The sequence below is a fragment of the Pseudanabaena sp. FACHB-1998 genome, from assembly GCF_014696355.1.
GTDB lineage: Bacteria > Cyanobacteriota > Cyanobacteriia > Pseudanabaenales > Pseudanabaenaceae > Pseudanabaena.
Genome location: NZ_JACJQA010000028.1, coordinates 120,188 through 133,851, shown reverse-complemented (window position 1 = coordinate 133,851; position 13,664 = coordinate 120,188). Strand labels below are relative to the sequence as shown.

13 protein-coding genes are annotated in these 13,664 nt (G+C 40.9%); 6 read left to right on the top strand and 7 right to left on the bottom strand.

The window, feature by feature from the left end:
* Window positions 1-31 precede the first annotated feature (31 nt).
* Entirely contained in the window at window positions 32-526 is a 495-nt protein-coding gene (locus H6F42_RS12080; RefSeq protein WP_190399616.1) for a phosphoribosyltransferase, read from the top strand.
* A 65-nt stretch (window positions 527-591) separates the two neighbouring features.
* Complete coding sequence (locus H6F42_RS12075) at window positions 592-1,173, top strand: Uma2 family endonuclease (RefSeq protein WP_190399615.1); 582 nt, start codon at window positions 592-594, stop codon at window positions 1,171-1,173.
* 39 nt (window positions 1,174-1,212) lie between these two features.
* Here H6F42_RS12075 and H6F42_RS12070 read toward each other — a convergent pair whose 3' ends face one another.
* A complete protein-coding gene (locus tag H6F42_RS12070; protein WP_190399614.1) occupies window positions 1,213-1,713 on the bottom strand; it encodes a hypothetical protein in 501 nt (166 codons plus the stop codon).
* Window positions 1,714-1,776: 63 nt separating this feature from the next.
* On the bottom strand, window positions 1,777-2,007 hold the full coding sequence (locus H6F42_RS12065; RefSeq protein WP_190399613.1) for a chlorophyll a/b-binding protein: 231 nt from the start codon (window positions 2,005-2,007) through the stop codon (window positions 1,777-1,779).
* A gap of 269 nt (window positions 2,008-2,276) precedes the next feature.
* On the opposite strand from H6F42_RS12065, the gene rsmG reads away from it, so the two are divergent.
* Window positions 2,277-2,960, top strand: coding sequence for a 16S rRNA (guanine(527)-N(7))-methyltransferase RsmG (rsmG, locus tag H6F42_RS12060; RefSeq protein ID WP_190399612.1), 684 nt, complete (start codon window positions 2,277-2,279; stop codon window positions 2,958-2,960).
* Here the strand turns inward: rsmG and H6F42_RS12055 are convergent.
* From H6F42_RS12055 to H6F42_RS12040, 4 genes are all read right to left on the bottom strand, one after another.
* Window positions 2,921-3,181, bottom strand: coding sequence for a DUF6761 family protein (locus H6F42_RS12055; protein WP_190399611.1), 261 nt, complete (start codon window positions 3,179-3,181; stop codon window positions 2,921-2,923). The two genes, rsmG and H6F42_RS12055, sit on opposite strands and share 40 nt — an antisense overlap.
* Before the next feature lie 271 nt (window positions 3,182-3,452).
* Window positions 3,453-3,911, bottom strand: a complete 459-nt coding sequence (locus tag H6F42_RS12050) for a hypothetical protein (RefSeq protein WP_190399610.1) — start codon at window positions 3,909-3,911, stop codon at window positions 3,453-3,455.
* 39 nt (window positions 3,912-3,950) lie between these two features.
* Window positions 3,951-4,172 carry a hypothetical protein gene (locus H6F42_RS12045; protein WP_190399609.1) on the bottom strand — a complete coding sequence of 74 codons (222 nt, stop codon included), beginning with the start codon at window positions 4,170-4,172 and terminating at the stop codon, window positions 3,951-3,953.
* A gap of 211 nt (window positions 4,173-4,383) precedes the next feature.
* A complete protein-coding gene (locus H6F42_RS12040; RefSeq protein ID WP_190399608.1) occupies window positions 4,384-4,884 on the bottom strand; it encodes an AAA family ATPase in 501 nt (166 codons plus the stop codon).
* Between the two features lie 179 nt (window positions 4,885-5,063).
* Here H6F42_RS12040 and H6F42_RS12035 point away from each other — a divergent pair, with 179 nt between their 5' ends.
* Complete coding sequence (locus tag H6F42_RS12035) at window positions 5,064-5,537, top strand: glutathione peroxidase (RefSeq protein ID WP_190399607.1); 474 nt, start codon at window positions 5,064-5,066, stop codon at window positions 5,535-5,537.
* A 285-nt stretch (window positions 5,538-5,822) separates the two neighbouring features.
* Window positions 5,823-8,030: a polyphosphate kinase 1 gene (ppk1, locus tag H6F42_RS12030; RefSeq protein ID WP_190399606.1), complete on the top strand. Its 2,208-nt coding sequence runs from the start codon at window positions 5,823-5,825 to the stop codon at window positions 8,028-8,030.
* A gap of 78 nt (window positions 8,031-8,108) precedes the next feature.
* On the opposite strand, the gene bioB is transcribed toward ppk1, so the two are convergent.
* Window positions 8,109-9,047: a biotin synthase BioB gene (gene bioB, locus H6F42_RS12025; RefSeq protein WP_190399605.1), complete on the bottom strand. Its 939-nt coding sequence runs from the start codon at window positions 9,045-9,047 to the stop codon at window positions 8,109-8,111.
* Between the two features lie 396 nt (window positions 9,048-9,443).
* Here bioB and H6F42_RS12020 point away from each other — a divergent pair, with 396 nt between their 5' ends.
* Window positions 9,444-13,640 carry a response regulator gene (locus H6F42_RS12020; RefSeq protein WP_190399604.1) on the top strand — a complete coding sequence of 1,399 codons (4,197 nt, stop codon included), beginning with the start codon at window positions 9,444-9,446 and terminating at the stop codon, window positions 13,638-13,640.
* The last annotated feature ends 24 nt before the right edge of the window (window positions 13,641-13,664 follow it).

The following is a 13,664-nucleotide window of genomic DNA, read 5'->3' as shown; positions in this document are numbered from 1 at the left end:
CCTTAGTCTTTGTGAGTTTAGTCAGTTAACTATGTCAGACCTCTATGTTTCGTGGGAAGAATATCACGCCAAAATTGAGCAGTTGGCAGCCCAGATCTATCGATCCCAGTGGGAATTTGACCAAATTCTCTGCCTTGCTAGAGGTGGCTTACGCATTGGTGATGTCCTGTCGCGGATTTATAACAAGCCTCTCGCAATTCTTTCTACGTCATCTTACGGGGGCAAAGACTTTCAAGAAAGGGGCAAATTAACGATCGCCCATAGCATTACGATGACGACGGAGACGCTAGGCAAAAGAGTTTTGCTGGTTGATGATCTGGTTGATTCGGGGGTAACGCTGGTCAATATTCTCGAATGGCTAAAGCAACATCAAGAATACGAAATTACAGAGGTGCGATCGGCTGTCCTCTGGTTCAAAGATTGCTCTGTCGCCAAACCCGATTACTATATTGATTTTTTAGCCGATAATCCTTGGATTCATCAACCCTTTGAGAAATACGAAAAACTAAATCCAAGTGATTTATAAAGAATGATGATTCCTGCAAAGCCTAATTTAGTAAGCAAGATCTAGGTAAGTTAAGAGGCAGTTTTATGGCGATCGCGACTCAACCGAAACCACCACAAAGCCTTATTTCACTGGAAGATTTTTTGGTGCTTCCTGAAACTAAGCCTGCTAGCGAATTTATCAACGGCGATATCCTTCAGAAACCGATGCCACAGGGGAAACATAGCACATTACAGGGAAAACTAGTTGCTACGATTAATCAGCTTGGCGAACCTGAGCAAATCGTGTTTGCCTTTCCTGAATTGCGTTGCACTTTTGGAGGAAGATCCATCGTTCCTGATATCGCGGTATTTGAGTGGGAGCATATCCCCCTTGATGCTAACGGTGAAATTATGAATAGGATGGAGATTTCGCCAGACTGGATTATTGAAATTCTGTCACCTGATCAGTCACCGATTGATGTAATTGATAAAATTAGCTTTGCCCTTAAACATGGCACAAAACTCGGTTGGCTGATTGCCCCTCAAGAACGAACCGTACTTAGCTTTCAAGGCGATCGCTTTAACAGTCACCGAGGTAAAGATCTTTTGCCTGTGCTAGAAGGCTTAAAAGATTGGCAAATATCAGTCGATGATTTATTTAAGCTACTTAGCTTTGTTAAGCGGTAGAGCATTTCAAAAAAATGAAGCGGGGCTTCACTTTTTTAATCACCAAGATAAGAAAGCGGCTTCGATACCTTGTTCTCGCTTGATCTTCGCATCACGCTCTACCCATGCAATCACCTGCTCTGCGGTTAAATCTTCAAGATGAATACTGTAATCTTTGGCGATCGCTCCTAACGCTTGCATCGCCGAAATCACCATCCGCGTTAAAAACTTTTCATGACTCGATAGCTTTGCAGGAGTCACCTCGTCCTCTCTGGTATCCTCAAAATCTAAATCAGGATGGGGTGAAGTCCATTTCAGAAAAGCCGCATCTTCACCTTGCTCTTTCCGAATCAGCGCATCTCGCTCAATCCATTGCACAATTTGCGCTGGCGTAAGCTCCTCTGCATGAATAGCTAATTCTTGAGCAATTTTGACAATGATCCGCAACGAAGAAATCGTAATACGGGTCATAAATTTTTCCATTGTTGACAACAGCGCACCATTGATCGCATGGGCTTCCGCTAAAGTCAAAAACTGGATTTCTACATGAGGATTAGACATAAAACTATATTCACAAATAATTTGGGGTGAAGCAAAGCTTCACCCCAAATGAAGAAATTGAGATTAAAGACCGATAATTTGCAAAAATCCCTTACCAGTTACAAATTCAATAATTACGACAAGTGTGAAACCAACCATAGCCAAACGACCGTTGAGCAATTCTGCATATTCTGTGAATCCCACTCGGCTATCGCTTTGCTCATCGACATACATTTTTGGCTCGATCGCCCAGTTGTTTAAAATTCCACGCTCATCCTTAGTAAAAGCCGTGCGTGTTTTCGTTTGTTCTGTCATTTTTTTACCTTTTTATTATATTTAGCAATTTTGCTGCTACACAAATTTTCTTGTTAAGTAATTGCTTAGCATTGCTACATGAATCTTAATGATTTGTTGATCTTAGCCCCAAATGACAAAATTAGCCAAACATCAAAGGGGAGATTTCTCAGGGAGAAATTAGTAATAAGGGGCTTTACCGCCCATCACTAATTTCTCCCTGAGAGTAACATTACTGGCGTAAGCTATATAATTTCCCCGTTAGCTGCAAATACCTGCAAAATTTACGCATGTCCCATTTTTCCCATCTATTCGAGCATTGGCAATCCACCCTTAATTGGTCACCAAGCCCTGACCAACTTGAGCAATTTGAAAAGCTCTACGAGCTTGTATTAGAGGGCAATAGCCAGCAAAATCTGACACGCATCACCGCTCCTGATGACTTTTGGGAAAAGCATCTATGGGATTCATTGCGTGGGGTTTTAAATTATTGGGAAAGGGAAAATCTTCAGGTAATTGATATTGGGACTGGTGCAGGGTTTCCGGGACTACCGATCGCGATCGCTAAACCATCATGGCAAGTGACTTTAGTAGATAGCAAACAAAAAAAGGTTGCTTTTGTGGAACAAACGATTAAGGATTTGCAGTTAACTAATGCGATCGCGGAGGCTGGTCGAGCCGAAGATATTAACAAAATCTCGCCATACAAAAAAAAGTATGACTTAGCCGTTGTCCGTGCGGTTGGTAGTCCCGATCTTTGCGCTAGCTATTGTCTACCTTTTTTAAAAAAGAATGGCACAGCAATTTTATATCGCGGACAATGGCTTCCCGAAGAAAGCGAACAACTGGATATATTTTGCGAGGAGCAAGGATTACAGGTTGTGCAGCAAGATCGATTTCAAACCCCTCTCACCATGAGCATTCGCCATAGTGTTTATCTATCACCTCGCTCAACCTCCATTTCCAACTCATAGGGAGATGCAAAGTTAGAGGAATCATACAGAAATCTAATTACCTCTTCTTCGAGGCGGTGAATATTATGGACTTCTACAGCATTAGTAACGCGCAGAGCCGATAGGTAACCGTCCAAAAAGAGTCTCATTTCGTCGGTAGAACGATAACCACGTTCAGACATTTCGACGAGTGAGTCGGTAATCTTTTGATAATGACGAATGGCGATCGCGTCTTGAAGCATAGGTCAAGCTGGAATAACTACCGTCCTAGATGGTTAATTTACCTAGGTATATATAAAGGATTCCCCACATTTTAGATCAGCGATCGCCAATGGCGAAAATGCAACCTTACATATACTTCTAAGTTCCGTAATTCTAACATTTACGGAACCTAAAGACCAATATTGCGATGGTGTAGAACCGCCCCATTATTTGAGCAAAAAAAATGGCATAGCCATTTTTTTTTGCTCAAATAATTAGCATTGCATGGTGAATCCGCGCAGTGCCAATTGTTTACTGGGATTCGTAAAGGGGGAATACATTTTGCCAACTAGGATAAATCCCTGATTGCCATTGCCCATAGGCGATCGCCAGCAAACTCTCGCTCAAAGTTAATGGAGGAGAATTTTGTTGTGAATAATGAATAATCGTGGGGCAGTCAATCCCATAAACGGGAATATTTAGCTGTTCCCCAAGGGTTCTGGCTGTCACAACCCCGATCCTTGTGCCTGTAAAGCTACCTATACCAGTGGCGATCGCTAAAAACGCGAAATCAGCCCATAAAATATCACCCACAAACAAATTTAAGCAGTCATGCAACTGTACAGATAATTCTCTGCCAAGTTCCCATGACTGCTGTTTGTGGATGATATAAGAGTGAGAATTGCGATCTGAATTGTGATTAATTACGGCGATCGCAAGCTCTAAATTTGTCGTCGTTGTGTGTAAAGCAAGGGCAAAACTTGTGGTCATGATCTGTAGAATACTGGAAATTTAAATCCAGAATTCAATTTAGAACTTACCAATACCGATCGCAGCGCCTGTATCAGCAGCACCAGTATCCGCCGCCCCTGTATCAGCAGCTCCATTGGATTCAGAATCTTCAGGATCATTATAGTTGCCCATTGGTCTTCTACGTCCAAAGCGTCCCATAGGGGTGCGCTTGCGAAACTTACGCGCATACGCTTGGTTGCGAAGAGCTTTTTCTTTTTTCTGATTGCGGCGCTTAGCCATTTTAAACCGTTATACCTTTTAGAGATTGCGTCTATTTAAGCTAGCACAAAATGAGAAATAGACAAACACAAGTTATTTTTTGTCTGTATTTTTTTTTAGATTTCCCTGATCAAGAATTCAGATTTTTGATGGTGCAGCTTTGCTACACCATCAAATTGCGATCAAGTTACGCTCAAACCAACCACAAGAAACCGCCAGAAAATTTTTGTAATTAATCGATCCATTCGTTATCTGATTTGTCATCCCGAAAGAGGATGCGATCAAAACCTTCATTAAGGCTAGGGGGATTATAGGAAAGAGTGCGATACATATCTACCACAATATCTTCGGGGACTGAGCGATCGCGTACTTCATTGCGCGACAAACAAATCCATAGCGGCACATTGAGCCATAGCCCCGTGATTGGCTTAAAGCCATGCTCCTTAGCAAGGGCGATCGCCTCTTTGCGATATTCACGCTTATAGTTTGTGGCATCATATATTACAGATTGTTGCGATTTTGCGGCTTCGGCAAACTCCTGTTGTACATGCGCCCAAATTTCTGACCAATTGCCTTGCGTGGTCGTATCTCCGTAGAGTAAAGCCCTGATGCGATCGGGGCTAATTAATTTGGTGGATGTATAGCTATTTTGGTTAGAAGCACGTAGCATCTGCTCTGCAAGAGTAGACTTGCCGCAGGCGGGGATACCAATCAGGATTATTACGCTTGCCATTCAAATTGCCGCAAAATGCTAACTTAGTCTTCTAGCTCACTATAAGGGCTTCGCCATAAAATAAGGAACCGATTTTTGATGTCACCGCGAAGCTACGCACTCAAAAATCTAGTTCTTTATTAAATTGGGGAACCCTAAGTGATCTATGCTTCGCTCAAACAAACCTAAAACACTCAACTATGTCTACACTTTACGACTACAAAATCACTAACATCGATGGTCAACCCGTTGATCTCGCTCAATACAAAGGCAAGGTTGCTCTAGTTGTCAATGTTGCGTCTAAATGTGGTTACACCAAGCAATATAAAGGGTTAGAGGCTCTTTATCGTGAATATAAAGACAAGGGTTTTGAGATTCTTGGTTTTCCTAGCAATGACTTTGGCGCTCAAGAGCCAGCCCCAGAAGCCGAAATCAAGAGCTTCTGCTCACTTAATTATGATGTAACTTTTGATATGTTTAGCAAGGTTACGGTCAAGGGTTCTGGCATCGTAGATATTTACAAATACCTCACTGATACCACTGGTAATCAAGTCCAATGGAACTTCAACAAGTTTCTCGTAGACAAAGAAGGTAAGGTTGTGAAGTATTACCCATCTAGTGTTGCTCCTGAAGATGCTGGACTTCGTAAAGATATTGAAGCTTTAATTAACTAAGTAGCTAGTCGCAGCTAAATACAAAGCCACAAAAAATGGGACGCACGCTGCGCGTGCGTCCCATTTTTTGTGGCTTTGTAGCCCAACATCTTTAAAAAAGCAAAACCTAGATTATCCCTTCTTAGGAATGCCATACATTTGAGATAATAGACTGATAGTGTTCAAGCTCACATAGGGATATGCAATATTTTTTGTAATCTTTAAAAAGATCTAAGTTTTTGATGATTCCTAAAATATCCGATCGCTATTTACTAACAATTTGAGAAAGATTATAGTTTTGCTCCTATGACTAGAACCAAAAAAGATTTAACCCATAAAAGCTCCGAATCTGTTGCAGAGATACTAATTGAGTCGTCAGATTCGGCAAATTCAGAAAAGTCAAAGACGGCGGCAAGCTCTCTGGGAGTACAAATTGAAAAAGATACTGAACCTGAAGTCGATCGCTCTGTGTACTTTTTTAATCGTGAATTGAGTTGGATTGCCTTCAATAAAAGAGTATTACACGAAGGAATTGATTCTCGGACTCCCTTACTAGAACGGGCTAAATTTTGTGCGATTTTTAGTACTAACCTTGATGAATTTTTTATGGTTAGAATCGCAAGGGTGAAGAAAAAACTCGCAGAACAGATTGATATCATTACCGATGATGGGCTGACTCCCCAAAAGCAGCTAGAGGTGATTCGGGAAGCGTTAGTGCCATTGGTGACGATGGAGCATGAGTTTTTTGAGAATAATCTGCGCCAAGAGTTGCATAAAAATGGTGTGAAGCTACTGGACTACAAAGATATTGACAAGAAACATCAGCGCTATCTCAAAACCTATTTCCAAGAAAAGCTGTTTCCTGTACTTACGCCCTTAGCGGTTGATCCTGCCCATCCGTTTCCCTATATTTCTAATCTCAGTTTAAATTTGGTCGTAATTGTCCGTGATCGCGAAACTGGCGAGAAAAATTTTGCAAGGGTCAAAGTGCCAAGTGTTTTACCCCGTTTTGTGAAAATACCTGAGACTGATGATCATACCTTTGTGCCTTTAGAACAGGTCATTGCTCATAATCTTGATGCTTTATTTCCGGGAATGGAAATCATGAGTTATTATCCATTTCGGATTACCCGTGATGCAGAACTGGATATTGAAGAAGAGGAAGCTGATGATCTAATTTCGGCGCTGCAAGAGGAATTGCGGAAGCAAAAATTTGGCTCAGTAGTACGAATGGAAATTGCTAATGATATACCAACGGAAATTCGGCAAGAGTTAATAGAACAGCTGGGAATTACAGAAGCGGATGTTTATGATATTCCGGGGCTGATTGGTTTGGGTGATTTGATGGCGATCGCCTTTTTGCCTATGCCCGAACATCAGGATAAACCTTGGAAATCGGTTACTCATCCGCGATTGAAGGATACGAGTGGCGAAAGTAATATCTTTGAAATCATTCGAGAAGGGGCTTTTCTGGTTCATCATCCCTATCAATCCTTTACGACTACGGTACAGCGATTTATTGAAGAGGCAGCTCTCGATCCTAACGTGCTAGCGATCAAGCAGACTTTGTATCGTACTTCGGGAGATTCGCCAATCGTTCATGCCCTGATCGGTGCTGCGGAAAATGGCAAGCAGGTAGCGGTATTGGTGGAACTCAAAGCAAGATTTGATGAAGCTAACAATATTCTCTGGGCGAAAAAGCTCGAAAATGCGGGAGTCCATGTGGTCTATGGCTTGAAAAATCTGAAGACCCATACGAAAACTGCATTGGTTGTTAGGCAGGAAGGCGATCGCCTTGTGCGCTATGTGCATATTGGCACTGGTAACTATAATCCAAAAACCGCCAGATTTTACAGTGATCTTGGTATATTTAGCTGTTCTGATGATTTGGGGGCAGATTTAACGGATTTGTTTAATTATCTCACGGGCTATTCACGACAACGTGATTATCGGAAGCTGTTAGTTGCGCCTGTAAATATGCGCGATCGCTTTTTGCAATTGATTCATCGCGAAATCGAACACCAGAAGAAAGGATATCCTTCGTACATCATCGCGAAGATGAATTCCCTAGTCGATCCCGAAATTATTACGGCTTTGTATGAAGCTTCACAGGTAGGCGTAAATGTTGATCTCATTATTCGCGGTATTTGTTGCATCCGTCCTAAGGTGAAGGGCTTAAGCGAACGCATTCGCGTAATTAGTGTGATCGGACGCTTTTTAGAACATTCTCGAATTTTCTATTTTAGCAATGGTGGTCAGGAGCAAGTCTATATCGGCAGTGCCGACTGGATGCCACGCAATCTTGATGCCCGTGTGGAGGTGATTACGCCCATTGAAGATACAATTCTCATTCAAGAACTTAAACAAATTCTCGAAATTGTCCTTGCGGATAATCGCCAAGCTTGGGATCTCAAAGCAGATGGAACCTACATTCAAAGGATTCCCAAAGATGATGAACCTGAAATGAGTTCACAAAAGCATTTCATGTCACAGGGTAGACCTGAATTTGCATAAAAAAGAAAGAGCGCTAAGCGCTCTTTCTTTTTTATGCAAATAGGGTGCAGCGCTTCGCGCCGCACCCTATTTTTGTTTTTAGGCAAATTCTTTAGGTTTAATCCCTAACTGATGAAACATTTTTGCATCATCTTGCCAATCGGGATTTGCCGTAGTTAATAACTTCTCGCTGGAGAAGATCGAATTTGCGCCTGCAAGGAAACAAAGCGCTTGATCAGATACACTGAGGCGATCGCGTCCTGCGGAAAGCCTGACGATCGCCTTGGGCATCAAAATCCGAGCAGTTGCTACCATTCGCACTAGCACTAAAGGATCAATTGGCTCCACATCCCCCAAGGGCGTTCCTTGCACAGGGGACAACGCATTGATCGGCACTGACTCAGGCTGGGGCGAAAGATTCGCGAGGGTATGCAAAAGCTCAAGGCGATCGCTATCAGTTTCCCCCATGCCGACAATGCCACCACAGCAAACCTGAATCCCCGCATTGGCAACATGCTGAATTGTCTCAAGGCGATCGCGATAGGTGCGGGTCGTAATAATCTCAGGATAAAACTTTTCAGAAGTATCAAGATTATGATTATAAGCAGTTAAGCCTGCCTTTGCTAAGCGTTGAGCCTGATCGGGGCGCAACATTCCCATAGTCACACAGGCTTCCATACCCATGCCCGCGACCGCTTCTACCATCTGCAATACTCGCTCAAAGTCTTCCCCATCTGGCGCATTACGCCAAGCCGCACCCATACAAAAACGAGTTGCCCCATGTTCTTTTGCATCCTGAGCTTGACTAATTACTTCCTCTAAAGGCAATAGAGGATAGGACTCCACCTCCGTGGGATAACGCGCACTTTGGGGGCAGTACTTGCAATCTTCGGGACAACGACCTGACTTAATATTAGAGAGGGTACACATCTGGACGGCATCGGTTTGATGATGATGACGATGGACAGATTGCGCCTCAAATATAAGAGATAGCAAAGGTTGATGGTAAATCTTGGTGACGGCTTCGAGTGAAATCAAGAGAGTATTTATGCTTAAAACATAGAAAGAGCGATCGTCATTGTACTGCTAAGGAATACCGATTGAGGCGGCGATCGCAACACTTCTTCAAAAAAGATCGATGAAAAGTTAATCAATTGCTATATTAGAGGTAGCTATAAACGATAGGAATTATTTAAACAAGTTATAGTTGATTATTAGTCCTCTAAAGTTAATAAGTCTTTTTGATAAAATTTTCTGTTTTCGTAACAATTAAATCAACTTAACGGGGAAAAGGGGCTTTAGGTGGAATTTTTGATCTCTTTCTGTTATGAATATTTACTAGAAATTTTCAAAATAGACATACGTTAAAATACTGACGGATTTAGTTTTAGACTTCTATTCAACCAATGATTGATTAACTCTTAATTTATTTAAATGATTCCTGCAAAAGAGCCTATAAACGAACTGGAAAGAGTCGCCGCTCTACATCAGTGCAATATTCTCGATACTAAGCCAGAGAAAGGTTTTGATGATATTACTCAATTGGCTGCTCAAATTTGTCAGACCCCGATCGCATTAGTGAGCTTAATAGACAAAGAACGGCAATGGTTTAAATCAAAGGTGGGAATCACGGCGTTAGAAACTCCTAAGAAAATAGCTTTTTGCGCCCATGCAATTCTTCAAGACGGTATTTTTATAATCCCTGATACCTTAACCGATGAGAGATTTAGCGATAATCCATTAGTTACAGGCGCACCGCACATTCGCTTTTATGCAGGAGTTCCCATTAAAACTTCTGAAGGGTTTCCCATCGGCACTCTATGTGTAATTGATCATAAGCCCAGAGAGCTTAGCCAAGAGCAGATTGTTGCCTTGAAATCTTTAGCTGGTCAGGTTCGATATATTCTGGCAACAAGAAGAAGTATCACTAAAATTGGGCGTTTATCACTATTATCAAGTTCTAGAGAAAAAAGGAGTAGGTTTTTAACAAAAATTGCTTTATGGACAGGGATTACTGCCACCATGATTGTTGCGTTAGGTGGTATTTCTTACCTAAATTTAACTAAATTACAAGAGACTAATGTTGCTTTTTTGCGTCAACAGGAAATCCTAGAAAAAATTAATCGTCCTCTTAATCATCTTCGTGATTTAAAAGCTACGGTGATGGAATATATCTTCACCAATAGTGAAGAAAAGCTCGAAAAATTTGAAATATTAATGTTGCAACTGGATCAGGATATCCAAACATTAAAACAGACGGAAACACCCAATAACTTAAAGGTTGATGCCAAAAAAGAATTTGGTCAATATATTGAAGCCAAGAAATTTTTAATTAAATACATAGCCAAAGAAACAGACAATTCTCTACAACTTGTGGCGCTATATAAAGCTGCTGGTATTAAAGCAACTCAGAAAAAAATTCAAGATGATAGTGCCAGATTATTAAATATTTCAGAACTACGTTCTGAAGAATTAATTGAAATTGAAAAAAACAATCTAATAAATTGGCTTAATAGAAGACAAGCTTTAATCAATCAATCCATAGAATATTCGATCATCACTCTAGCTCTTGCCTTAGGAGTGTTAGGGCTAGTGTTTTATTATGTCTATCGTGAAATTGATACCCGTCGCCAACTAGAACATGTCCTCAAAAAAGAAAGAGATTTTACGATCGCTGTTTTGGATACGGTAGGCGCATTAGTAGTTGTAATTAATCCACAGGGAAAGATCGTACGTTTAAATCGTGAGTGCGAACAGATAACGGGCTATTCCTATGAAGAAGTAATAGATCAAATTTTCTGGAAGATTTTTTTACTGCCTGACGACATTCAATCTGTTTGTCAGATATTAGAGGAATCCGCAAATAAAACCCTATCTAATCATCAAGAAAACTATTGGCTAAGCAAAAATGGTCAAAAACATTTAATTTCGTGGTCTAGTACAACCTTATTAAATGCAGATAAAAAAGCGGAATTTATCATTATTACTGGCTCTGATATTACCGATCGCAGGCAAGTTGAGGAAGAAGTTCGCCTCCAAAACTGGCGATCGCTCGTAGCTTCTCAAGTTACCCTCCGTATTCGGCAATCTCTTAATATTAATGAAATATTAAATACAACCGTATCGGAAGTAAGTAAATTTTTAAAAGCCGATCGGGTTGTTTTTTATCAATTTAATGGAGAATGGGAGGGTAAAGTGGTCGCTGAATCCGTTACTTCTCCTTGGCTATCCCTATTAGATGCGAATGTTAAAGACCTCTGTTTCCGTAATGGTTTGTGGCAAGCCTATCGTCAAGGTAAAAAGATTATTAATGATGATATTGCTAACTCTAATTCTCCAGTATGTTATAAAGAACTGATGGCAGATCTTCAGGTCAAAGCCAATTTAGTAGTTCCTATTCTCGAAAGCGATCGCCTCTGGGGCTTACTCATAGCTCATCAATGCAGTGATGTTCGGCATTGGCGAAATTTTGAAATAGATTTTCTGAGTGAATTAGCTTCACAATTTGGAATTGCCCTCTATCAAGCCTCACTCTTAGAGCAAGAAACCTATCAACGCAAGCAGCTTTCATTACAAAACATTGAACTAGAAGAAGCACGCCGTGAAGCGGAAACTGCGACGAAGATGAAAAGCTCATTCTTGGCAACCATGAGCCATGAAATCCGCACGCCAATGAATGCAGTTTTAGGCATGACAGGGTTACTCGCGGATACTCAGCTTTCGCCAGTACAGAGAGACTTTGTAGAGACGATTCGGATTAGTGGCGAGAATTTACTGACTTTAATTAACGAAATTCTTGATTTCTCTAAGCTTGAAGCGAATGAAATGGAATTAGAAGAAATTAACTTTGAGCTAAATACCTGCGTTGAGGAAGTTATAGATCTGCTAGCGATGCTTGCTCAATCTAAAGGATTAGAACTCGCTTCCCTAGTTCATCATGATGTTCCTAACTACCTATGTGGAGATGTGTCGCGATTAAGACAAATATTGACCAATCTAGTAAGTAATGCCATTAAATTTACTGAGAAGGGAGAAGTAGTCGTGAAGGTTTCTTTGAAATCAGAAACTGACTCCAGTGTAAACCTTGAATTTAGGGTTATTGATACAGGCATCGGGATTCCGATAGAATCCCAAAGTAAGCTGTTTCAGCCATTTACACAGGTGGATGCTTCAACTACACGCAAATATGGCGGTACGGGCTTAGGTTTAGCTATTTGCAAACAAATTATTGATTTAATGGGGGGCAAGTTTGGTATTGATAGCGAAGTAGGGAAGGGATCGCATTTTTGGTTCCTAATTCCTTTTACTAAGCCATCTCTTAGCGCGATCGCCAATCTCCGACCTCGCCGTGAAATTAATCTCAAAGATATTCGCGTATTAGTTGTTGATGACAACGAAACTAATTGCAAAATTTTGACCTATCAATTGACAGCTTGGCAGATGCGCGTGGATGCAATCCAACATTCGTCTGACGCTCTTTCGGTAATGCAAAAAGCAGTCGATGAGGGTGATGCCTATGAGTTAGCCATCTTGGATATGCAAATGCCAGATTTGGATGGAGAAAATTTAGGTATTCAAATTAAGGCGGATGTGAGATTGAGTTCCACTAAGTTGATCATGTTAACATCCCTCAATCAAAGCAATGGAGTAAATAAAATTAAGGAGATAGGCTTTGATGAATATCTAGTCAAGCCGATCAAACAGTCTCGATTACTAGACACCTTGATGTCTGTAATTGCCAATGCCCGTGGAGATCTAGAATATGAAACCTTTAACAATGATAGAAATAAAAAGGCTAGGGGAACTGCTATTCAAGGAATTAAAACTTCTAAACTCAAAATTTTAATTGCGGAAGATAGTCCGATTAATCAAAAAGTAGCTCTGCATCAATTACGCAGCATTGGTTATGAGGCGGATGTGGCGGGCAATGGGAAAGAAGTTCTCCAGTTACTAGAGTGCATTGATTACGACATTATTTTGATGGATTGTCAGATGCCAGAGCTAGATGGCTATGAGACGACTATTGCCATACGCAATCAACCTTCGGATAAGTCGAAAATCACTATCATTGCCATGACTGCCAATGCGATGAAAGAGGATCGCGATCGCTGTATCAATTGTGGTATGGATGATTACCTTAGTAAACCAATTCGCAAAGACGATCTTGCCCAAAAGTTATTAGAATGGGAGCTAAAACTTCAAATTGAGAGAGAACTCATTGATACTAGTGAAGCTGTAGTTACTGCGGATATGTCCCATGAGTCAGTAGGTCAAGATAATGCTGATAACAAATGTCTAGAAATAGATGTGCCCCTCATCGACTGGACATATATAGATGAAATTGCTGATGGTAGTGAAGAATTTAAAACTGAACTTCTCCAAACTTTTTGTAGCGCAACTGTCGAGAGTTTAGAACAACTCCAACAAGCGATCGCCTCTCAAAACTGGGTAGAGATTAAACGTGTCGCTCATTTCATTAAAGGTTCGGCTAGCAACTTAGGTATCCTTTCTATGGCAGCGATCGCCAATGACTTAGAGAATAGCGAGATAAATCACAAATGGGATGATGTAGAGGATCAATTTAGAAAAATACAAGAACTATTTGCGATGATTCAAAAAAAATATCCATAAAAAAGCTGGGCAAAGCCCAGCTTT

Excerpts from the sequence above, each read along its gene's own strand:
- H6F42_RS12055 (WP_190399611.1), bottom strand. The coding sequence starts at position 3,181 with ATGCTTCAAGACGCGATCGCCATTCGTCATTATCAAAAGATTACCGAC.
- H6F42_RS12045 (WP_190399609.1), bottom strand. The coding sequence starts at position 4,172 with ATGGCTAAGCGCCGCAATCAGAAAAAAGAAAAAGCTCTTCGCAACCAA.
- H6F42_RS12065 (WP_190399613.1), bottom strand. The coding sequence starts at position 2,007 with ATGACAGAACAAACGAAAACACGCACGGCTTTTACTAAGGATGAGCGT.
- ppk1 (WP_190399606.1), top strand. The coding sequence starts at position 5,823 with ATGACTAGAACCAAAAAAGATTTAACCCATAAAAGCTCCGAATCTGTT.
- H6F42_RS12070 (WP_190399614.1), bottom strand. The coding sequence starts at position 1,713 with ATGTCTAATCCTCATGTAGAAATCCAGTTTTTGACTTTAGCGGAAGCC.
- H6F42_RS12020 (WP_190399604.1), top strand. The coding sequence starts at position 9,444 with ATGATTCCTGCAAAAGAGCCTATAAACGAACTGGAAAGAGTCGCCGCT.
- H6F42_RS12035 (WP_190399607.1), top strand. The coding sequence starts at position 5,064 with ATGTCTACACTTTACGACTACAAAATCACTAACATCGATGGTCAACCC.
- rsmG (WP_190399612.1), top strand. The coding sequence starts at position 2,277 with ATGTCCCATTTTTCCCATCTATTCGAGCATTGGCAATCCACCCTTAAT.
- H6F42_RS12080 (WP_190399616.1), top strand. The coding sequence starts at position 32 with ATGTCAGACCTCTATGTTTCGTGGGAAGAATATCACGCCAAAATTGAG.
- H6F42_RS12050 (WP_190399610.1), bottom strand. The coding sequence starts at position 3,911 with ATGACCACAAGTTTTGCCCTTGCTTTACACACAACGACGACAAATTTA.
- H6F42_RS12075 (WP_190399615.1), top strand. The coding sequence starts at position 592 with ATGGCGATCGCGACTCAACCGAAACCACCACAAAGCCTTATTTCACTG.
- H6F42_RS12040 (WP_190399608.1), bottom strand. The coding sequence starts at position 4,884 with ATGGCAAGCGTAATAATCCTGATTGGTATCCCCGCCTGCGGCAAGTCT.